The sequence below is a fragment of the Streptomyces sp. NPDC021622 genome (assembly GCF_040640795.1).
Taxonomy (GTDB): Bacteria; Actinomycetota; Actinomycetes; order Streptomycetales; family Streptomycetaceae; genus Streptomyces.
This window is the reverse complement of the sequence record NZ_JBFACK010000005.1, coordinates 144,783-166,657: the sequence shown is the minus strand read 5'-3', so window position 1 is coordinate 166,657 and position 21,875 is coordinate 144,783. Positions and strand designations below refer to the sequence as shown.

The following is a 21,875-nucleotide window of genomic DNA, read 5'->3' as shown; positions in this document are numbered from 1 at the left end:
GTCGGGAAGCAGGGGCCGTCGTGCTCCGCATCAGGCGAAACTCAGGCGAACGTCACCCGCGCCACCGGATCGAGCAGCCCGTCATCCAGCAGCGCCCGGCAGCGGAACCGCTGGATCTTCCCGCTCGGCGTCTTCGGCAGCACGCCGCGCGCCAGGAACAGACACTCGGCGAGGGCGACCCCGGCCCGGTCCATCGCCAGGGACGCCGCCTCCTCCGCGATGGGCCGGAAGTCCCGCGGGTTGCCCTGCGGTTCCAGCATCAGCACGAGCCGCGTCATGCCCGAGTCGCCCGCGTCGACGACCGCCGCACACCCTTTGCGTACGTTCTTCAGCGAGTCGACCGCCGACTCGATCTCCGAGGCGTAGACCTTCCGCCCGCCCACGGACAGCATGTCGTCGGCCCGGCCGAGGACGTACAACTCGCCGTCGCGCAGGAAGCCCAGGTCGCCGGTGAGCAGCCGGCCGTCCTTGAAGCGGGCGGCCGTGCGCTCGGGGTCGGCGTAGTAGCCGTTCGCCAGGCTCGGCGAGGCCACCTCGATCTCGGCGATCGTGCCGGAGTCGCCCGCGCACACCGAAACCCCGGGCAGGGCAGGGCCGTTGGAGACGAGCCGGGTCGCCCGCGGATGGTCCGGCGCCACCTCGGTCACCACGCCCTCGACGAGCGCGGGCCCGTCGAAGGCGAGCGCCTTGGGCGCCTGGTCCCAGGGCTTCCCGGTCACGGCGAGCGTCGCCTCCGCCATGCCGTACGCGGGCTGGAACGCGGTGTCGGTCAGGCCGAAGGGCCGGAACTTCTCGGTGGCCGCGTCGAGGGTGTCCCAGTCGACCCGCTCCGCGCCGATCACCGCGGCCCGCAGCCGCAGCTCCTTGGGGAGCGTCCCGCGGCCCTGCGCGCGGGCGGCGAGATAGACGGCGGTGCTTGTGCCCGCCGTCATCGTCGCCCCGTACTCCGACATGTCACGGAACCAGGTCCGCGGGGCCATCCCGAACCGGTCGGGGGATGAGAGCACGAAGTCGAAGTCGTACGCCCACGAGTACAGCAGGCAGCCGAACATCCCCATGTCGTGCGAGAGCGGAAGCCATGACGCGACGGTGTCCGCGCCGGGCCTGCCGCCCGTCAGATGCAGGATGATCTGCAGCTGCTGCTCGATGGAACGGGTCGTCAGGGCGCACCCCTTGGGGGTGCTCGTGCTGCCGGACGAGTACTGGATGAACGCCACGTCGTCAGGGCCCGGCGGGCTCGGTTCGAAGCGTCCGGAGCCCGCAGCCGCGCTGTCCGGCGCGGGCCAGCCGTGCACCGGAAGGTGCCGGCTCAGCTCCTGCGGGACCATGGCCGTGAGCCATGCGTCGAGGAGCAGGAGCGTCGGGTCGAGCCGCGCCGAGAGGGCGACGAGCTGTTCGCCGTACGCCTCGTGGCTCTGGCCCCTGGTCGGCAGCGGCAGCGAGGCCACCGCGCCGCCGGCCAGCCAGATCGCGAGCAACCCCCGTACGGCATCAGGGGTGTTGGTGAGGATGGTGGCGACCCGGGTGCCGGGACCGACGCCGAGGGTGCGCAGCCGGGCGGCCATGCCGTGCGCGTCCTTGACGACGTCGCGCCAGGGTGTGTGTGCGAACTCGTCGCCGGTCCACTCGTGCAGCACGCCGTGCGATGCCGGGTTGGTCAGGGCGTTGAAGAACTGCATGTACGTGTTCCCCGTCTTCTCTGCATTTCTGCGGATCTGTGGATCTGCGGATCTGCTGATGTGCGCCGTCGCCCGTGCTACTCCACGTCCACGAGCGAGGTGTCGGAGTCGCGGCCGCGCTCGGCCATGGGGGCGAGCTTCTGCTGGCTCTCCAGGAGCTCCTTCTTGTCGAGGGAACTGCCGCTGACCCGGCTGATGTTGGCCTCGCGCATCGTCATCCGCTCGGGGTCGATGCGGACGACCTTCCAGGCCAGGTGGGTTTTCTCCAGGCTCCAGATGAGGATGGCGCTGAGGTCGATCTCGTACCACTTCATGCCGTGCCGCGCGGAGCGGGGGAACGCGTGGTGGTTGTTGTGCCAGGCCTCGCCGAACGACGGGATCGAGAGCCAGGCCACGTTGCGCGACTCGTCGGTGGTCTCGAAGCGGCGGCGGCCGAAGACGTGACCGATCGAATTCACCGCGTACGTCATGTGGTTGATCAGGAAGATGCGGACAAGGCCGCCCCAGAGCATGCCGGTCAGGCCCGCCTGGACGGAGCCTCCGGTGATGCCGAACGCGATCAGGCCGGGCAGCACGACGCTGGCCGCGACGACGAGCAGGAGGTTCTCGCTCAGCCAGCGCAGCGGCTTCTCGCGGACCAGGTCGGGGCAGTAACGCATCGGGTCGGACGTGAGGTTGACGTTGAAGAGCCACCCCAGGTGGGCGTGCCACAGACCGGCCATCGTGCCCTTGAAGCCCGGCTCGAAGTCCAGGTGCGGGCTGTGCGGGTCGCCCTCCTTGTCGGCGACGCGGTGGTGCTTGCGGTGGTGGGCCGCCCAGATCAGCGGCGGGCCCTGGCCCGCCATGACGCCGGCCGTGGCGAGCGCGACCCGGATGGGCTTGTACGTCTCGAACGACCGGTGGGTGAGCATGCGGTGGTAGCCGGTGGAGATGCCGAAGCCCGAGATTGCGTACATGATGACCAGGACGACGACGTCCGACCAGCTGAAGACCTTGTTCCAGAGCAGCGCCATGGCGCCTAACACGGCGATCAGCGGTATGACGGACGCTCCGAGAATGAACCAGCGATGCTTCCTGCCGTCCATGTGCCTCTCACTTCCGGGAGTTGACTGACTGGTGGGTGCGGGTGGCGCGGGCGCTGTTCAGTTCGGGGCGTTCCAGCGCACGGCCGCCGCGGCGGCGAAGTCTCCGGCGTGCGCGAAACCGGACATCACGACGAGGTCGCCGTCGCGCAGGTCACCCGCGCGCGCCGCCTGGTCGAGGGTGATGGGCACGGCGGCCCCGTAGAGGTTGCCGAACCGGTCGAAGGTGTCGAAGTGGCGCTCGGCGTCGATCTTGAGGGCCTGCCGCCAGTTCTTCAGGAAGATCCGGTTGGGCTGGTTGGTGACCAGCACGTCGATGAGCGACGGCTGTTCGTCCAGGTCGGTGCAGAGCTCCGAGACGAGCTCGGGCACCAGCCTGTTGCCGCGCTCCAGGATCTCGGCCGTCTTGGTGCCGTCGAACCTGATGTCCGTCTGACCGGTGCCCGGCTCCCAGTACTTGCGGCCGTCGGGGGCCGAAAGGCCGAGATCGTCGGCGTACGAGGGGATGCTGCGGGTCCGTACGCCGAGCACCGGCGAACCGCCGCCGGCCTCCAGATAGGCCACCCCGCAGCCGTCTCCGGGGATCGCCGCGTGGGACTGCGTGCGCACGTCGGACTGGGCGAACATCTGGCCCGCGGTGTTCTGCACATTGGCGATCAGCGCGGTGCGCGCGGTGCCGTCGGCCATGATTTTCCGGGCCAGTTGGATCATGTACATGAACGAGGCGCAGCCGCCGTTGTGCAGGTCCACGATCCACTCGGGGTCGATGCCGAGCCGGTGCGCGGCCTGGGCGCCGACGCCCATGAAGGGCTCGTCGGGCAGCAGCACGTTCGTCAGGAGCACATCGACCTGGCCCGCGGGCTCCTTGCCGAGCCGCTCGAAGAGCGGCCGGGCCGCCTTCGCGATCATGTCGGACGCCCGCTCGTCCGGGGCGACATGGTGGCGGGCCGGCGGCACGCGGAACAGCGGGGTGTTGGCGAGCGGGTCCACCGGGGCGTTCTCTTCCAGGAAGAACTCGGGGCCCACGACCTTCTCGGGCAGGTAGCTCCCGAAGTCGACTATGCCGACGGGCTGCATAACAGTCTCCTCGGAGCTGTCGGATGAGTCGGAGAGATGAGTCGGAGAGATGGCTCGGAGTAAGGAAAACACCTCGCGCCCCCTTTCCGCCAGCAGCATCCGGATCGGGCGAGGGCAATGCCCTAAAGGGCAATGGCGGTCCGTCGACGGGCCTCGGTAGGGTCGTTGCTCCCGAGTCTGGATCCCGGACGGCGGCTCATTAATTCTCAGGCAATCCATCACTCGTAGCGGAAAGGCTGCCCTGTGATCACTGCTGAAGAGGTCTGCGCACGCATCGCCAAGAAGCTCGGCAGCAAAGCGAATTCATTTACGCTCGACGCCGAGACCTCGTTCGACTCGGTGGGTCTTTCGAGCCTGCAAATAGCCGACATCGTCTACAGCATCGAGGACGACCTCGAGATCGAGTTCGACGAGAGCCGGGCCGCGAGTGTGAAGACCGTCGCCGACCTGGTGAAGCTGGCGGAGGAGACCAAGCAGGGCAGCGCCGCGGCGTGACCACCGATTACCGGGGCGCGACGGCCGAGTCCATCAAGCACCACTACGACGTCTCCAACGACTTCTTCGCGCTGTGGCTGGACGCGGATCTCACCTACACGTGCGCCCTGTGGGACGAGGGCGACACCCTGGAGAGCGCGCAGCAGCGCAAGCTCGACCATCTGATCGAGGGCGCGCGGGCCGGCGGCGCCCGCCGGGTCCTCGACGTGGGCTGCGGCTGGGGAAGCCTGCTCGGCAGGCTCGTCCACACCCATGGCGTGCAGCAGGCGGTCGGCCTCACGCTGAGCGAGAGCCAGGCGGAGCGGCTGCGTGAACTCGCCTTGCCCCGCACGGAAGTTCGGGTGGAGAACTGGCTCGACCACGAGCCCGAAGAGGGCTACGACGCCATCATCTCCATCGGTGCCTTCGAGCACTTCGCCCGCACCGGCCTGTCACGGACCGAACGCGTCGCGGCGTACCGCGAGTTCTTCGAGCGGTGCCGGGACTGGCTGCCCAAGGGCGGACGTCTCGCGCTGCAGACGAACATCAAGGGCAACAACGTCCGGATGGACCGGCAGACCGTCCGCGACCTGCTCTTCATCATCGACATCATCTTTCCGGAGTCCGAGATTCCGGCGCTGTCGGAAGTGATCGAGGCCGGCGAGAAGCGCTTCGACGTCGTCTCGCTGCGCAACGACCCGGACCACTACAGCCGGACCTGCCAGGAGTGGCTGAACCGTCTGCGCGCCCACCGCGAGCAGGCCGTGAAGTGCGCGGGCGAGGAGAACGTGGCCAACTACGAGCGGTACTTGGGCGCGACGGTGGGGCATTTCGCCAACCGTCACCTGGGCCTGTCGCGCATCATCCTCGAAGCCGTGTGACCGGGGAGTAACTTTGAACGCGTACAAGCACGTCGTGTATTGGCACGACACGGAGCCGGTGACTCTCGGGGAGCCGCTGCGGGAATCCGTCGAATGTGATGTGTGCATTGTCGGCGGCGGATTCACCGGGCTCTGGACCGCCTACTTCCTCAAGGAAGCGGAGCCCGCACTCGACATCCGTGTCGTCGAGGCCAACCACTCCGGATACGGGGCCTCGGGCCGCGCCGACGGATTTGTCACGCCAACCATCGGCAAAGACATTCAAGCACTGGTCAAGGAATTCGGTCTGCAGCGTGCACTCGACGCCTCGAAGGCGGTCGGCAGGTCGATTCTGGAAATCGGCAGATTCGCCCGCAGGAACCGCGTCGACGTCGAGTACGAGGCCAATGACTACCTGATGGTCGCCACCGACGCCGCCCAGCTCAAGCGCCTCGAGCACGACCGCGACCTGGCCGAGCGGATGGGCGCCGCGCAGCCGGAGATCCTGTCGCGCCAGGACTCGCAGGACATCGTCGGCTCGCCCGCGGTCCTTGCGAGCATGCGCACCGGCGGCGCCCTGGTGAACCCGTTCAAGCTAGCCCGCGGCATCGCCCGCGTCGTACGGGACAAGGGCGTGACGATCTACGACAAGTCGCCCTGCCTGCGCGTCGAGCCGGGCGTGCGGCCCACCGTCGTGACGGCCGGCGGCCGGGTCAGGGCCGACAAGGTCGTCCTGGCCACCAATGTGCACATGGACGCCTTCCCGCCGTTCCGCAACAAGGTCGTGCCGATCTGGACGTACGCGATGGTCAGCGAGCCGCTCACCGACGAGCAGCTGTCCCGCGTCGCGTGGGCCGGGCGCGAGGGCCTGGTCGAGGCCAAGTCCCTGCTGACCTGCGCCCGTTTCACCCACGACAACCGGCTGATGTTCGCCGGCGGCCCCGCGCCGTACTACTACGGCCGCGACAAGCGCCAGCGCAACATGAACCGCCCCGAGGTCTACCGCGCCATCCGCCAGGAGTTCCTGCGGTTCTTCCCGATGTGGGGCGACATCGAGTTCACGTACGCGTACGGCGGCACCGCCGATGTCGTGCGCGACTACGCCCCGCACTTCGGCACCCTGAACGGCGGCAACATCCTTTACGGGTACGGCTATTGCGGCAACGGCATCGCGGCGACCCACACCGGCGGCAAGGTCCTGCGCGACCTGGCGCTCGGCAAGGAGACCGACTACTCCCGGCTGCTCTTCGTGGACGACGAGCGGCGCAAGCCGCCCGCCTCCTTCCCGCCCGAGCCCGCGCTCTACGTCGGCGCCCGCGCCGTGGCGCGGCTCATGGACTGGAAGGAGTCCCGCGCATGAGCGCACGTCGAACCGTCCTGCTCACCGGGGCGTCCGGTGTCGTCGGCCGCTCCGTCCTGTGCGAGAACGCGCGGGACGGGGAAGGGCCACGCGTCATCGCCGCGTCGCACAGCGCTCCCGTGCCCGAGGCGACAGGGCCGACGGTGCGCTGCGACATGACGGCGGACCGCTTCGGGCTCGACGCGGACAGCTATGCCGCGCTGGCCGGCGAGGTCGACGTCGTCATCCACTCGGCGGGCCTGACCGAGTGGGGCCTGCCCGCCGAGCGCTACGAACCGATCAACATCGAGGGCACACGCCGCGTCATCGACTTCGCCCGACAGGCGGGCGCCACCGTCCACTTCATGAGCACCGCCTTCGTCGCGGCGCTCGCGGAGACCGCGCCCGTGGAGCTCTGCGCGGACAACGTCTGCCGCAACTACATCCGCTCCAAGCAGCGTGCGGAACAGCTCCTGCGCGACAGCGGCGTGCCGCACACCGTCTTCCGGCCCACCAACCTCATCGGCGACTCGTCGACGGGCTGGACGTCGCAGGGCCAGATCGTGCAGCTCATGTCGGACTGGCTCGGCCGGGGGAGGGCCCCCTTCATCCCCGCGCACCCGGGCATCCGGATGGACTTCGTACCGCAGGACCTGCTCTCCCGCGCCGTGCTCGGCGCCATCGAACTCGGCGACGACCAGGGCGAGTTCTGGGTGACGTACGGCCCCGAGGCGATGGACATCGAGACCTGTCTGGAGCTCCTGGTCAAGCACGCGGCCGAGCGCGGCCGCACCCTGTCCCTGCCGCCCGTGGTGAACGCCGACGAGCTCGACCCCGACGCCATCGCGTCCACCGCCCCGATGACCCGCTCGTACCTCTCCGTGCTGCGCGACGTCAGCGAGGTCACCAGATGCAGCGGCGGCGTACTGCCCACCTCCATGCCGGAGTTGAGAGAGCGCTACGGCATCCGGCACGTCGACGACACGGCGGCCTACCTGACGAGCCTGGAGTACGCGGCGGCGCACCTGGGCTAGCGCGAGCGGCACACCGGCCAGCGGGCCGGAGCGAACGTGAACGAACGCGAACGGAAGGACACTGCAGTGAACGAGGGCTGGAACCCCCCGGATCTGGGCGGCAAGGTGGCCGTGGTCACCGGGGCCAGCCGTGGTGTGGGCCGTGGCATCGCGCTCGCCCTCGGTGCGGCGGGCGCGACCGTATACGTCACGGGCCGCAGCACGCGCGACGGTGAGCGCACCGAAGGCCTGCCCGGCACGGTGGACGACACCGCCGACGAGGTCACCCGGCGCGGCGGCAAGGGCATCGCCCTGCGCTGCGACCACGGCGTGGAGGCGGACAACGAGGCGCTCGCCGAGCGGGTGCGCGCCGACCAGGGCCGCCTCGACCTGCTGGTCAACAACGCCTGGGGCGGCTACGAACGCTCCTCCGAGGTCCGCTTCGACGCGGCCTTCTGGGAGCAGCCGATGTGGCGCTACGACCTCTTCGAGCGCTCGCTGCGCGCGCAGTACGACGTGACGCGCAGGCTGGCCCCGCTGATGATCCCGCAGCAGAGCGGCCTGGTCGTCGGCATCAGCTTCTCCGACGGGGACATCTATCTCGGCCAGGTCGGCTACGACGTATTCAAGTCGGCGTCCGACCGCATGTGCCGGGGTTTCGCATCCGATCTGCGCAAGCGCGGCGTAGCTGCGCTCTCCCTGCACCCGGGCTTCGTCCGCACGGAGCGGGTGGAGGCGGCGTGGGAGGCGATGGGCAGCGGCCCCGCTTCGGTGGTGCACTCGCCGGAGTACGTGGGCCGGGCGATCTGCCTGCTGCTCGCCGACCCGGACGTCATGGAGCGGTCCGGGAAGGTGCTCAGCACCGGCGATCTCGCGGCGGAGTACGGCTTCGACGACGTGGACGGGCGGCGGCCCCCGGCGTTCCGTCTGGAGGGCCGGATGAGTCTGGCCACGCGGATGCACCGGCTCAACAAGGTGGTCGGCGCCACCGGACAGCCGCAGCAGTGATGCGACGGCCGTCATTCCAGGCGCAGTTCGGCGGCGCGGAGGCGCGGGGCATCTCCGTCCGGCGCTCCGTCCTGCCTGCGTACGGCGATGGCGGCCCGGTATCCGTCGGGCGCGGGCACATCGACGACGGACCAGCCCGCAGGCACGGGCGGCGCGTCGCGCGGGGCGAACTCCGCGGGAAGCCCCACGTGCCGGCGGCCGACCCCGCCCGGCAGCCCCGTCCCGATTCCCTTCAGAAAGGCCTCCTTCCGCACCCAGCAGCCGAGCAGCGCCGCCTCGCGCAGCTCGGCGGGGAGCGCGGCGACGGCCTCCTGCTCGGCGGGATGCAGGCGGCGCAGCATCCGCGCGAAGCCGTCGCGTGCCAGCTCCGCCGACTCGATGTCCGCCCCGACCGGCGAGCCGGCCAGTGCGTAAAGGGCGAAGTCCCCGGCGTGCGACAAGGAGAACCGCACATCGGGCCTGCCCGCGACGGCGGGTCTGCCGTGCGGCAGTTCGCAGTCGGGCATCCCGCAGGGCTCGCGGACGAACTGCACGCTGTGCGGGGCCACTTCGAGCCGCGCACCGAGCAGGACGCGCAGTCCCACATGCGCGGTGACATAGCGCTCGCGCGCCGCGGGGTCCTGGAACTCCTCGGCGCGCGAGGCCTCGTCGGCGTCGAGAACCCCCGAGCGCGCGGCGGCGGCCGCGGCATGATCGGGAATCCGGAGGGTCCGGACGGCGACGTCGTTCACGATGTGGCGTACCGCTACGCCTTGTCGGTGCTCGCTCCGCACTGGCGGAGGTCGTCTGCCCACTGCAACGACACGAGCACGGCCTCTGTCCTGGAACGCAGCCCTAACTTCCGGGTGATGCTGGTCAGATGGGCCTTCACGGTCCGCTCGGCGATGCCGAGCCGACTGGCAAGCGCCCGGTTCCCCTCGCCGGCCGGCAGGACGCTGAGCACCTCGCGCTCCCGGGGGGTCAGACCCTGGAGCGCGGAACGCTCGACGGTTGTTGTGCTGCGCTCGATGAAGCTGCTGCCCGGAACGTGCTCCCCGTTCATACGCTCTCCCACTCGTAGGAAGTCTGCACTGCAGGAGGAGTCATATGCATAAAACGCACCCATGATCAAATAATTCCCCCTGTGGTCAAACCCTAAAGAAGATCGAGCGTGAATCCACCGGCCCTCGATGTGACTTGCGCCACACTGTAGCCAGGTTGACCGTTCAGGTAACTGGCGTGATAAAGGGCGTGAATTGCGCATCACCTTCCAGGGGTCGCACCGCCGACGTCCACCGCGCTATTGATGTTGAACAATTGACGAGGTGACCTGCGTTGTCCCATTTATCTGCCCCGGCCGTTCCCGAAACGGTAACCGGTTCCAGGATCGCGGCCGTCTCCGGCTTTCGCCCGGAGCGGGTCGTCGGCAATGCGGAGTTGGGCGCACCCCTCGGCGTGACGGCCGAGTGGATCGAGCGGCGCGTCGGTATTCGCGAACGCAGATTTGCAGGCGTGGATGATTCGGTCACGGCGATGGCCGCGTCCGCCGGCGCCAAGGCCCTGTCGGCCGCAGGCCTCGCCCCGTCCGACATCGACCTCCTCGTGCTCGCCACCTGCTCCATGCCGTCGCCCATGCCCGGTGGCGCCGCGACCGTCGCCGCGCTGCTCGGCGTGCCGCACACCGCGGCCTTCGACGTGAACGCCGCGTGCGCCGGGTTCTGCTACGGACTCGGGGTCGCCGACGGCCTGATCCGCTCCCGCACCAGCCGCTGCGCCCTGGTCGTCGGCTCGGAGCGGATGACCGACTGGGTGGACCCGGCGGACGTGGACACCGCCACCGTCTTCGCCGACGGCGCGGGCGCCGCGGTCGTCGTACCCGCCGAACGGACGGGCATCCACCCGGTGGTGTGGGGCGGCGACGGCGACCAGGCCTCTCTGGTCGCCATCCCCGACCGGCACGGCCGCGTCACGATGCGCGGCCAGGCCGTCTACCGCTGGGTCACCACCGAGCTGGCCGCGGTCGCGGAGGAGGCCTGTGCGCGCGCCGGGATCGCCCCCGGTGACCTCAAGGGCTTCGTCACCCACCAGGCCAACCTGCGCATGATCGAACGCCTCACCGCCGGGCTCGGCGCCACGAACGCCGCCGTGGCCCGCGACATCGTGGAGACGGGCAACACCTCGGCGGCCTCCGTGCCGCTCGCGCTGTCCCGCCTCATCGACCTGGGTCAGGTCCGGTCCGGCGACCCGGTCCTGCTGCTCGGCTTCGGCGCGGGGCTCAGCTATGCGGCGCAGGTGGTGTCGTGCCCGTGACTGAGGGATGCGTGACTGATGGATGCGTGACTGATGGATGCGTGACTGATGGATAGCTTATGTAAATGGTCGAGGTTTGCGACTCCGCGAGATTCTCGCTGCCCGTGCGGCACGTCGAATATTCGCCGCGGTCCGGCCTTCCTTGAGGTAGGTTCCGGAAGCGGTAGGCGCTTGAATGGGGGAAGTACATGGGCAGTGCAGGAATAGGCGACAATGACCACCTGCGCACGGTCCTTGATGTTGTCCTCAAGGAAACCGCGGATTTGCTCGGTCAGTCCCCGGATGTCATCGATCCTCAGCGCGCATACCTCGACTACGGCTACAACTCACTGGCTGCACTTGAACTGACCAGTCAATTAGGCAGGGCCTTCGGCCTTGAACTGCCAATGACCATGCTGTTCGACCATCCCAATCCCGACGCGGTCGCCCGATATCTGGTGTCCCGTATCGAGGTGCCCGCCGATACGACCGCGGCCGACGAGAATGTGGCGGACGCGGCCCCCGCCGAAGACGCACCGGCCGGAGACCAGGCCCCCGCCGAAGACGACCCCATCGTGATCGTCGGCGTGGCCTGCCGGTACCCCGGCGGCGTCGACTCGCCCGCCGCACTGTGGCGCCTCGTCGAGGAGCGCCGCGACGCCATCTCGGAGTTCCCGACGGACCGCGGCTGGCCGCTGGCCGAGCTGTACCACCCGGACCCCGACCACCCCGGCACGACGTACTCCAAGTCGGGTGGCTTCATCACCGGCGCCACCGAGTTCGACGCCGACTTCTTCGGGATCAGCCCGCGCGAGGCCCTGGCGATGGACCCGCAGCAGCGGCTGCTCCTCGAAGGCGCCTGGGAGGTCTTCGAGGACGCGGGCATCGACCCCGCCTCGCTGCGCGCCACCCCGACCGGCGTCTTCGCCGGCGTATCAGGCGTCGACTACAGCTACGTGGCCCGCTCGGGCGGCTCAAGCCTCCAGGGCTACTGGGGGATCGGCACGCTCCCGGCGGTCGCGTCGGGCCGGGTGGCTTACACGTTCGGCTTCGAGGGCCCTGCGCTGACGGTGGACACGGCGTGTTCGTCGTCGCTGGTGGCCACCCACCTGGCGATGCAGTCGTTGCGCCGCGGCGAATCCTCGCTCGCGCTGGTGGCCGGAGTGACGGTGGCGTCGACACCGACGGTGTACCAGGAGTTCTCGCGGCAGCGCGCGCTGTCCGCCGACGGCCGCTGCCGCTCGTTCGCGTCGGCGGCGGACGGCACCGGATTCTCCGACGGGCTCGGAGTGATGCTCCTTGAGCGGCTGTCGGACGCGCGGCGCAGCGGGCATCGCGTGTACGCGGTGCTGCGCGGCTCGGCGGTGAACCAGGACGGCGCGAGCAACGGCATGACGGCGCCGAACGGCCCGTCCCAAGAGCGGGTGATCCGGGCGGCGTTGGCGGACGCGGGCCTGTCGCCGGCGGACGTGGACGCGGTGGAGGGCCATGGCACGGCGACCGTGCTCGGCGATCCGATCGAGGCGCAGGCGCTGCTTGCGACGTACGGCCAAGACCGTTCGGCCGACCGGCCGTTGTGGCTCGGCTCGCTGAAGTCGAACATCGGCCACAGCCAGGCGGCAGCGGGAGTCGGCGGCATCATCAAGATGGTCATGGCGATGGGCGCCCAATCGCTGCCGGCGACGTTGCATGTGGATGAGCCGACGTCGAAGGTGGACTGGTCTTCGGGTGCGGTGGAGCTGTTGCGCGAGGCGCGGGAGTGGCCGCGCGACGCCTCCCGTCTGCGCCGGGCGGGAGTGTCGAGCTTCGGCGCCAGCGGCACGAACGCGCATGTGATCGTGGAGGAGCCGCCCCTGCAAGCCGATGCTCCTTTGGAGCCGGAGAGCGGGGCGGGTGCTCCGGCGGTGTGGGTCCTGTCGGGCAAGATGCCATCGGGCCTGACGGCACAGGCCCGCCGCCTTCGTAAATGGGTCGCCGCACGCCCGGAGTTGGACCCCGTGGACATCGGCTACTCCCTCGCGACCGACCGCGCCGCTTTCTCCCACCGCGCGGTGCTCATCGGCAACGACCACACCGAACTCCTCACCCAGCTGGCCCAGATCGAGCACCCGGCGCCCGGACAGGACACCGCCCCCGGCGCGACCGCAAGGCCGGGCCGCGTGGCATTCGTCTTCCCCGGCCAGGGTTCCCAATGGGCGGGCATGGCAGTCGAGTTGCTCTCCACGGCGCCGGTCTTCGCCGAGCGGATGGCCGAGTGCGCCGAGGCCCTCGCCCCGCACGTCGACTGGAACCTCATCGACGTACTCAAGGGCGAACCGGACGCGCCCACGCTGGAGCGCGTCGACGTGGTGCAGCCCGCCCTGTTCGCCGTGATGGTGTCACTCGCCGCGCTGTGGCGCTCGTACGGAGTCGAGCCCGAGGCGGTCGTCGGCCACTCCCAGGGGGAGATCGCCGCCGCCTGCGTCGCGGGCGGACTGACCCTTGAGGACGCCGCCCGGATCGTCGCCCTGCGCAGCCAGGCGATCGCCACACTCGGCCGCGGCGGCGGCATGCTGTCCATCGCCGAATCGGCGGCGGACGTACGGGCGCGGCTCGCCGTACTGTCCACGGACCTCTCCATCGCCGCGGTCAACAGCCCCTCGTCGGTCATCGTCTCGGGCGGCTCCAAGGCGCTGAACGAGCTCTACGAGGACTGCGTGGCGGAGAACGTCTGGGCGCGCTGGATATCCGTCGACTACGCATCGCACTCCGCGCAGGTCGAGGACGTCCGGCAGCGTCTCGCCGCCGACCTCGCGCCGGTCAGCCCCCGTTCGGCGGCGATCGACTTCCACTCCACGGTCAAGGGCGCACTGGTCGACACGGCGACGCTCGACGCCGCCTACTGGTACGACAACCTGCGCGACCCGGTGCTCTTCGAGGACGCAGTCAGGGACCTGGTGGGCCGCGGATACCGGACGTTCATCGAGATCAGCCCGCACCCCGTGCTCGCCGCACCGATCAGCCACACCGTCGAGTCGGCCGCCCCCGACACCCGTGCCGTCGTCAGCGGAACCCTGAAGCGCGACCACGGCCGCATCGAGGACTTCCTGGGCTCGGTCGGCGAGGCGTATGTGAACGGCGTCGACGTCGACTGGTCGGCGGCCTTCGCAGGACGGCGGGCACAGCGTGTCGAACTGCCCCACTACGCCTTCACCCGGCAGCGGTTCTGGCCCGCCGCCGGCGGCGGAGACGCCGGCGCCGACCTGCCGTCCGCAGGCCTGACCCCCGGCCGCCACCCCTTCCTGGCGGGCCAGGTACGCCTGGCAGGGGACCTCGGCCATCTCTTCACCGGACGCGTGGACCTGGAGCGGCAGCCCTGGCTCGCGGACCACACCGTCTTCGGCGAAGTGGTCGTACCGGGAACGGCGTTGGTGGAACTGGCCGCAGCTTCCGGCGCCCGCCTGGGCGCACCCGTGGTCGAAGAACTGACCCTGGAGGCCCCGCTCCTGGTGCGCGAGGACGGCATCGGCATCCAACTCCAGGCGACGGAGCCCGACGCGGGTGGCCGTGCCGCCTTCACCCTGTACTCGGACGACGGCACGGACGGCTGGACCCGCAACGCGTCGGGGGTCCTCTCGGGGCAGGCGGACCCCGTCCACGAGCCGATCCAGGAGTCGGAGCCGCCCGCCGCCTGGCCGCCGCAGGGCGCCGTCGCCATCGGGCTCGGTGATCTCTACGACCGGCTCGCGGACCGTGGCATGGAGTACGGGCGGGCCTTCAGGGGCCTGCGGTCCGCCTGGCGGTGCGGTGACGAGATCTGCGCCGACGTCCTCATCGACGGCACGATGGACGACCTCGACCCCCGCCACCTCCTGCACCCCGCGCTGCTCGACGCCGCCTTCCACGCCGCCTTCGCCGACCGGGCGGGCGACCGCGACGCGGGCTCGGCGATGCTGCCCTTCGCCTGGTCCGGCGTGCGGCTGTACCCCGGTGACCGTGCTCCGCAGGCACTCCGGGTCCGACTGACCCCGGTCGGTGGCGACGCCGTACGGATGATCGCCCGGGACGACCAGGGGCGCGTCGTCGCCTCGGTGGACTCGGTCCTCGCGCGACCGGTGTCGACGGCCCAGCTCGCCGCGGGGCGTGCGGTGACGGCCGACTGCCTGTTCGCGGTGGACTGGACGCCCGTGACACCGACGGCGCAACCGGCCGAGGCCATGGCGGTCCTCGACGCGACGGCGTTGGGGGTGACGGAACTCGGCGCTACTACGCCCATTGCGACCGCCGCAACAGGCAACCCCCACCCCGCCTGGGTGATCGCCCCCCTCGGTTCGCCCGAGAACGCGACCGCGGTGCCCGATGCGGCGCGCGCGGTCACCGCCCAGGTCCTGTCCCTGCTGCGCGACTGGCTCACGAACGCTCAACTCCCCGACACGCGCCTGGCATTGGTGACCCGTTCGGCGGTGGCCGTGCGCCCCGGTGACGAGCCCGACCCGGCGCTCGCCCCGGTCTGGGGTCTGGTCCGCAGTGCGCAGGCCGAGCACCCCGGCAAGTTCGCCCTGGTCGATCTCGACGCGGACGCGGGTGAGCCCGATCTCGCCGCGGCCCTCACCCTGGGCGAGCCCCAAGTCGCCGTACGCGAAGGCGCCTTGCTCGTGCCGCGCATGACCCGCAGGCGGCCCGCCGGGACGCGCCCCGCGCTCGACCCGGAGTCGACGGTCCTGATCACCGGCGGCACCGGCGGCCTCGGCGCGCTGGTCGCCCGGCATCTTGTCACCGAGCACGGCGTACGTCACCTGCTCCTCGCCAGCAGGCGGGGCAGGACCGCCGAGGGCGCCGACGCCCTGGTGGACGAGCTCACCGGGCTCGGCGCACAGGTCAGCATCGAGGCCTGCGACGTGTCGGACCGGGCCGCTGTGGCCGGGCTGCTCTCCGGGGTGGCCGATGAGCATCCGCTGCGCGCGGTCGTGCACGCCGCCGGAGTCCTGGACGACGGCCTGATCACCTCCCTGACGGAGGCTCAGCTCGACCGGGTGCTGCGGGCCAAGGCCGACTCGGCCTGGCATCTGCACGAACTGACCGAGGGCCTCGACCTGACCGCCTTCGTGCTGTTCTCCTCGCTCGCCGGAGCGATCGGCGGACCCGGCCAGGGCAACTACGCAGCCGCCAACACCTTCCTCGACGCGCTCGCCGCCCGGCGCCGTGCCCAAGGCCTGCCCGCGGTGTCGATCGCGTACGGCCTGTGGGAAGAGCGCAGCGACATGACCGGCCACCTCAGCAGCGCCGACGCCGCGCGCCTCGCACGCAGCGGTGTCGTCGCCCTCTCCGCCGGCGAAGGGCTCCAACTCCTGGACGCCACCCTCGAATCGGCCGACCACCTGGTCCTGGCCGCGCGGCTCGACATGGCCGCACTGCGCACCCAGGCCGCGACCGGCATGGCACCCGCCCTGCTGCGCGATCTGGTGCCGGCAGCGCCCGACCGCCCCACCGACGCATCCGCCGCGCTCCTCGACCGCCTTGCCGACCTGACCCGCCCGGAGCGCGAGCGCGAACTGCTGCGCCTGGTACGTGCCGAGATCGCCGCGGTCCTGCAGTACCCGGGACCCGACGCGGTCGCCCCCGACCGTGCCTTCAACGAGATCGGCTTTGACTCCCTGGGCGCCGTACAACTGCGGAACCGGCTGAACGTCGCGACCGGACTGCGGCTCCCGGTCACCGCGGTGTTCGACCACCCCACGCCACGGGCCGTCTCCCTGCTCCTGGCCGACCGGCTGTACCCCGCCACCGATGACTCCAACGGGCCCGCCGCCACCGCCGACGACGGGACGTCATCCGACCCGGCGGCGGGGCTCGACGCCATGGACGCCGAAGACCTCGTACGAATGGCCCTGCGCGGCGACGACGTGTGATTGGAACCCAGATATGCCTGTCGACAACGAGGACGTAGTAGAAGCACTCCGGTCGGCGTTGAAGGACAACGTCCGGCTTCGGCAGCAGCAAGAGCTGTCCCAGGAGCCGATCGCCATCGTCGGCATGGCCTGCCGGTACCCCGGCGAGGTCAACTCCGCAACAGATCTCTGGCAGTTGGTGGACGACGGCAAGGAAGCGATATCCGGCTTCCCCGCCGACCGCGGCTGGGACCTGGACGCGATCTACGACCCCGACCCGAGCAACCCCGGCACCAGCTATGTGCGCTCCGGCGGCTTCATGTCGACCGCGACGGAGTTCGACCCCCGGTTCTTCGGCATCAGCCGACGTGACGCCCTGGCCATGGACCCGCAGCAGCGGCTGCTCCTCGAAGGCTCCTGGGAGGTGTTCGAGGACGCGGGCATCGACCCGGCCTCGCTGCGCGGCAGCCGGACGGGCGTGTTCGCCGGCGTCATGTTCCAGGACTACGCCTGGCTGGCCCGCGCCCGCGCCGACCAGGTGGGCGGACGCTGGGGGATCGGCAACCTGGGCAGCTTCGTCTCGGGCCGGGTGGCTTACACGTTCGGCTTCGAGGGCCCGGCGCTGACGGTGGACACGGCGTGTTCGTCGTCGCTGGTGGCCACCCACCTGGCCATGCAGTCCCTGCGCCGCGGCGAGTCCTCGCTGGCCGTGGCCGCCGGCGTGACCGTCCTGGCCACGCCCGACGTCTTCGTGGAGTTCTCCCGGCAGCGCGCACTCTCCCCGGACGGCCGCTGCCGCTCCTTCGCTGCGGCGGCGGACGGCACCGGCTGGGCGGAGGGCATGGGCGTACTCCTCCTTGAGCGGTTGTCGGATGCGCGGCGCGCCGGGCGTCGGGTGTATGGGGTGCTGCGCGGCTCGGCGGTGAACCAGGACGGCGCGAGCAACGGCATGACGGCGCCGAACGGCCCGTCCCAAGAGCGGGTGATCCGGGCGGCGTTGGCGGACGCGGATCTGTCGCCGGCGGATGTGGACGCGGTGGAGGGCCATGGCACGGCGACCGTGCTCGGCGATCCGATCGAGGCGCAGGCGCTGCTGGCGACGTACGGCCAAGACCGTTCGGCCGGGCGGCCGTTGTGGCTCGGCTCGCTGAAGTCGAACATCGGCCACACGCAGGCGGCGGCGGGTGTCGGCGGCGTCATCAAGATGGTCATGGCGATGGGTGCCCAGTCGTTGCCGGCGACGTTGCATGTGGATGAGCCGACGTCGAAGGTGGACTGGTCTTCGGGTGCGGTGGGGCTGTTGCGCGAGGCGCGGGAGTGGCCGCGTAATGGGGCCCGTCCGCGTCGGGCGGGAGTGTCGAGCTTCGGCGCCAGCGGCACGAACGCGCATGTGATCGTGGAGGAGCCGCCGCTGCAAGCCGATGCTCCAGTGGAGCCTGAGGGCGGCGGGTCGGGTGCTCCGGCGGTGTGGGTCCTGTCGGGCAAGATGCCATCGGGCCTGACGGCACAGGCCCGCCGCCTGAGTGAATGGCTGGGCGCACGCCCGGAGTTGGACCCCCTGGACATCGGCTACTCCCTCGCGACCGGTCGCGCCCAGCTCTCCCACCGCGCGGTGATCGTCGGCAACGACCGCACCGAACTCCTCACCGGACTCGCCCAGATCGCCGACGGCGACCCCGGCCCCCGCGTCCGGCTCAACTCCGGGGCGCGGACCGGCAGCATCGCGTTCGTGGTCTCGGCCCCGGACCACCAGTCCATGGACCTCGCCCGTGAACTCCTCGGTTCTGCCCCGGTGTTCGCCGCTCGGCTGGGGGAGTGTGCCGACGCCCTCGCCCCGCACGTCGACTGGAACCTCATCGACGTGCTGAACGGCGCACCCGGCGCCCCCGCGCTCTCCGACGAGGGAGTGTTCGGCCCGGCCTTCTTCGCCGTCCAGGTGTCGCTCGCGGCGCTCTGGGACTCGTACGGCGTCAAGCCGGACGGGGTGATCGGCCAGCCCGGCGGAGTGGCCGGCCAACCCGGCGCAGTGGCCGGCCGGCCCGGCGGTGAACTCGCCGCCTCGGTGATCGCCGGACACCGCACGCTGGAAGAGGCCGCACGCATCGCGGCGGGGGCGTCCACGGGCGGCGACACAGGGGAGCCCGACACCCTCCGGGACGGCATCCGCGAGAAGGCCGAGCACGGCTTCCGCGCGTTCATCGAGATCAGCCCGCAGCCCACCCTCGCCGACGAGGTGGCCGCGGCCATCGGCGCCGCGGGCGGCGACCCCGCCGAGTTCCTGATCACGAGGCCGGTCGACGACGAGCCCGACGGTTTCGCCGCCTTCCTGCTCATGCTCGCGCAGGCACATGTCGGCGGCGTACGCGTGGACTGGTCACCGGCGTTCGCCGGCCGCGCCGCACGCACGGTGGAGCTCCCGACGTACCCCTTCCAGCGCCAGCGGTACTGGCTGGGGGAGAAGCCGGAGAAGCAGACGGCGGCGGCCGCACCGGCACCCGCGGCGGCCGGCGGCGAGCGCCGCAGCGGCACCTTCACCGTGATGATGCGCCGCGCGCACGTCGAGAACGCCATCTCCGAAGCCGTCCCGGTCCTCGCGGCCGCCTCACGCTTCCGCCCGTCCTTCTCGTCGACGGCGGAGCTGACCGGATCGCCCAGGTCGGTGCTTGCCGCCGATGGCAACGCATCGCCCGCGGTGATCTGCGTGCCCTCGTTCCTCGCGGGTTCAGGACCCCACCAATTCGCCCGTCTCGCGGTCGAGTTCAGCCCCAGGGTGCGGACCTCGGCGCTCATACTGCCGGGCTTCGGAAAGTCCTCGCCGCTGCCGGTGTCGTGGGACGTGGTGGTCGAGGCGATGGCCGAGGCCACGCTCGAAGCCGCAGCGGGCGAACCCTTCTTCCTCGTCGGCCACTCCGTGGGCGGACTGATGGCCCAGGCCATCGCGGAGCGGCTGCAGAGGACGGGGCGCGAGGCCGAGGGCGTCGCGATGGTCGATACGTACGACATCGACGACAGGGGCGAGCGGGAGGCCCTGTTCGACTGGGCGATGAACGAGATCCTCGACCGGGACCCGACTGGAGTCGTCGTCAACGACGACAACCTCCTGGCGATGGGCGCCTATCTGCGGCTCTACGACCAGTGGTCGCCGATCAGCATCAAGGCCCCCACCCTCGCGGTGCGGGCGGCGTCGGCGGACGCGACGCTGAACGCCCCCATCGAACCCACCTGGAAAGCGGCGGACTTCGGCGAATCGGTCCTCGCCGATCACTTCTCGATTCTCGAGGACAAGGCCGCGACCACGGCACGGGTGCTCGGCGAATGGTTCGCCCGCACCCGCACCTCGCACAGCTGACAGCAACGAAGCGTAACCACGCCAATCGGGGAGAGACAGGCATGGCACAGACAGGAACGACCACGGCAACGGCCGCGGAACTGGCGCAGCGTTGGGCGACCGACGTCCGCTGGAAGGGGATCGAGCGCACGTACAGCGCCGAGGATGTGGTCAGGCTTTCCGGCAGTGTGCGTGAGGAGCACACGCTGGCCCGGCGGGGTGCCGAGCGGTTGTGGCGTCAGCTGCACGACCGGGATTACGTGCATGCGCTGGGTGCGTTGACCGGTGGGCAGGCGGTGCAGCAGGTGAAGGCCGGGCTGCAGGCGATCTACCTGTCGGGCTGGCAGGTGGCGGCCGATGCGAACCAGGCCGGGCACACCTACCCCGACCAGTCGCTGTATCCGGCCAACTCCGTTCCGCAGGTGGTGCGTCGGATCAACAACGCGCTGCTGCGGGCCGATCAGATCGCCACGGCGGAGGGTGATGCGTCGGTGGACTGGCTGGCCCCGATCGTCGCCGACGCCGAGGCGGGTTTCGGCGGCCCGCTGAACGCCTTCGAGCTGACCAAGGCGATGATCGAGGCGGGCGCGGCCGGCATCCATTACGAGGACCAGCTGGCCTCGGAGAAGAAGTGCGGCCATCTGGGCGGCAAGGTCCTGGTGCCGACCGCCCAGCACGTGCGCACCCTGAACGCGGCCCGCCTGGCCGCGGACATCGCCGACGTACCCACCCTGATCGTGGCCCGCACGGACGCGCTGGCCGCGAACCTGCTGACCAGCGACGTCGACGAGCGCGACGCCCGGTTCGTGACCGGTGAGCGCACCGCCGAGGGCTTCTACCGGGTGCACAACGGCATGGGCACGGCGATCGCCCGCGGCCTGGCCTACGCCCCCTACGCCGACCTGCTGTGGATGGAGACCGGCACCCCCGACCTGGCCCAGGCACGCGAGTTCGCCGAGGCGATCCACGCCCAGTACCCGGATCAGATGCTGGCCTACAACTGCTCGCCGTCCTTCAACTGGAAGGCGGCCCTGGACGACGACCAGATCGCCAAGTTCCAGCGGGAGCTGGGCGCGATGGGCTATCGCTTCCAGTTCATCACGCTGGCCGGCTTCCACTCCCTCAACCACGGCATGTTCGACCTCGCGCGCGGCTACGCCGAGTCGGGCATGACGGCCTATGTCGACCTCCAGGAGCGGGAGTTCGCCGCCCAGGAACACGGGTTCACGGCGGTCAAGCACCAACGCGAGGTCGGCACCGGCTACTTCGACCTCGTCTCCACCGCCGTGAACCCCACCTCGTCCACCACCGCGCTGAGCGGCTCGACCGAGGAGGAACAGTTCCACTAACGGGCCGCGGACCGGCTCGCCCGCTTCAGGAGGTACGGGACCGCCAGGTGATGGACCGGCGCTGCCATGCCCCAGATCACGCGGGAGAAGCGCCGGTTGAAGCGCACGGAGGTCGCCCACACCACGCTCGCGTCCGTCACCTCGACGACGTTGTACGTGGCGACGAGGCCCGAGTGCGATTCGAGCGTCATCGACTCGGAACCGGAGTCCGAGATGAGCCAGCCGAGCACATGGCCCGGCTCGGACCGCCCGCCCATCCGCAGTCCGAGGACGAGCGTCCAGCCCAGCCGCAGGACCCGCTGCAGGAGAGCCGGAGCACCCTCGAACGTGGTCCGGCCCCACTGCTCGGGAGTGCGGGACCGGGCGTCCGGAGTCGCTAATTCGAAAGCGGACGCGTAGTTGGAATCCTTGAAAATTTCACTTGATCGAAGCGATTGCGGTACTTCGACGCGACGCGCACGCGGAGTGGACACGGAAGAGGTCTCCTTCGGCAGCTGAATCGGTGTACGGCAGGCGTACCAACAAAAGCAA

The 21,875-nt window shown here is 70.4% G+C and carries 15 protein-coding genes; 9 read left to right on the top strand and 6 right to left on the bottom strand.

The window, feature by feature from the left end:
• Positions 1-41: 41 nt before the first annotated feature.
• The 3 genes from AB0G47_RS11700 to AB0G47_RS11690 form a co-directional block, all read right to left on the bottom strand.
• The gene (locus AB0G47_RS11700; protein WP_360767281.1) at positions 42-1,679 is read right to left on the bottom strand and encodes an AMP-binding protein; all 1,638 of its coding nucleotides are present in this window, start codon (positions 1,677-1,679) and stop codon (positions 42-44) included.
• Between the two features lie 77 nt (positions 1,680-1,756).
• Entirely contained in the window at positions 1,757-2,764 is a 1,008-nt protein-coding gene (locus AB0G47_RS11695; protein ID WP_360767278.1) for an acyl-CoA desaturase, read from the bottom strand.
• Positions 2,765-2,821: 57 nt separating this feature from the next.
• On the bottom strand, positions 2,822-3,838 hold the full coding sequence (locus AB0G47_RS11690) for a 3-oxoacyl-[acyl-carrier-protein] synthase III C-terminal domain-containing protein (protein WP_360767275.1): 1,017 nt from the start codon (positions 3,836-3,838) through the stop codon (positions 2,822-2,824).
• A 243-nt stretch (positions 3,839-4,081) separates the two neighbouring features.
• On the opposite strand from AB0G47_RS11690, the gene AB0G47_RS11685 reads away from it, so the two are divergent.
• From AB0G47_RS11685 to AB0G47_RS11665, 5 genes are read left to right on the top strand one after another with little or no spacing between them, the layout of a single operon-like run.
• On the top strand, positions 4,082-4,333 hold the full coding sequence (locus tag AB0G47_RS11685; protein WP_360767272.1) for an acyl carrier protein: 252 nt from the start codon (positions 4,082-4,084) through the stop codon (positions 4,331-4,333).
• Positions 4,330-5,193, top strand: a complete 864-nt coding sequence (locus tag AB0G47_RS11680; protein ID WP_360767269.1) for a cyclopropane-fatty-acyl-phospholipid synthase family protein — start codon at positions 4,330-4,332, stop codon at positions 5,191-5,193. Before AB0G47_RS11685 ends, AB0G47_RS11680 begins: the two co-directional genes overlap by 4 nt.
• 13 nt (positions 5,194-5,206) lie before the next feature.
• Positions 5,207-6,532 carry an FAD-binding oxidoreductase gene (locus AB0G47_RS11675; protein ID WP_360767266.1) on the top strand — a complete coding sequence of 442 codons (1,326 nt, stop codon included), beginning with the start codon at positions 5,207-5,209 and terminating at the stop codon, positions 6,530-6,532.
• Complete coding sequence (locus AB0G47_RS11670; protein WP_360767263.1) at positions 6,529-7,545, top strand: SDR family oxidoreductase; 1,017 nt, start codon at positions 6,529-6,531, stop codon at positions 7,543-7,545. The genes AB0G47_RS11675 and AB0G47_RS11670 overlap by 4 nt, the downstream gene beginning before the upstream one ends.
• A 36-nt stretch (positions 7,546-7,581) precedes the next feature.
• Entirely contained in the window at positions 7,582-8,532 is a 951-nt protein-coding gene (locus tag AB0G47_RS11665; RefSeq protein WP_360767261.1) for an SDR family NAD(P)-dependent oxidoreductase, read from the top strand.
• Positions 8,533-8,543: 11 nt separating this feature from the next.
• Here AB0G47_RS11665 and AB0G47_RS11660 read toward each other — a convergent pair whose 3' ends face one another.
• Together AB0G47_RS11660 and AB0G47_RS11655 are read right to left on the bottom strand one after the other, a co-directional pair.
• Positions 8,544-9,263, bottom strand: coding sequence for a 4'-phosphopantetheinyl transferase superfamily protein (locus AB0G47_RS11660; protein ID WP_360767259.1), 720 nt, complete (start codon positions 9,261-9,263; stop codon positions 8,544-8,546).
• A 14-nt stretch (positions 9,264-9,277) separates the two neighbouring features.
• Positions 9,278-9,574 (bottom strand): helix-turn-helix transcriptional regulator, encoded by a 297-nt coding sequence (locus AB0G47_RS11655; protein WP_360767256.1) that lies wholly within the window; start codon positions 9,572-9,574, stop codon positions 9,278-9,280.
• Between the two features lie 272 nt (positions 9,575-9,846).
• Between AB0G47_RS11655 and AB0G47_RS11650 the strand changes: the two genes are divergently transcribed.
• The 4 genes from AB0G47_RS11650 (at position 9,847) to aceA (ending at position 21,344) form a co-directional block, all read left to right on the top strand.
• Positions 9,847-10,821 (top strand): beta-ketoacyl-ACP synthase 3, encoded by a 975-nt coding sequence (locus AB0G47_RS11650; RefSeq protein WP_360767253.1) that lies wholly within the window; start codon positions 9,847-9,849, stop codon positions 10,819-10,821.
• 188 nt (positions 10,822-11,009) lie between these two features.
• Positions 11,010-16,688 carry a type I polyketide synthase gene (locus AB0G47_RS11645; protein ID WP_360767251.1) on the top strand — a complete coding sequence of 1,893 codons (5,679 nt, stop codon included), beginning with the start codon at positions 11,010-11,012 and terminating at the stop codon, positions 16,686-16,688.
• Positions 16,689-16,701: 13 nt separating this feature from the next.
• Complete coding sequence (locus AB0G47_RS11640) at positions 16,702-20,016, top strand: alpha/beta fold hydrolase (RefSeq protein ID WP_360767249.1); 3,315 nt, start codon at positions 16,702-16,704, stop codon at positions 20,014-20,016.
• Between the two features lie 41 nt (positions 20,017-20,057).
• Positions 20,058-21,344 carry an isocitrate lyase gene (gene aceA / locus AB0G47_RS11635; protein WP_360767247.1) on the top strand — a complete coding sequence of 429 codons (1,287 nt, stop codon included), beginning with the start codon at positions 20,058-20,060 and terminating at the stop codon, positions 21,342-21,344.
• Here aceA and AB0G47_RS11630 read toward each other — a convergent pair.
• A complete protein-coding gene (locus AB0G47_RS11630; RefSeq protein ID WP_360767244.1) occupies positions 21,341-21,817 on the bottom strand; it encodes a DUF2867 domain-containing protein in 477 nt (158 codons plus the stop codon). The genes aceA and AB0G47_RS11630 overlap by 4 nt on opposite strands.
• Positions 21,818-21,875 lie beyond the last annotated feature (58 nt).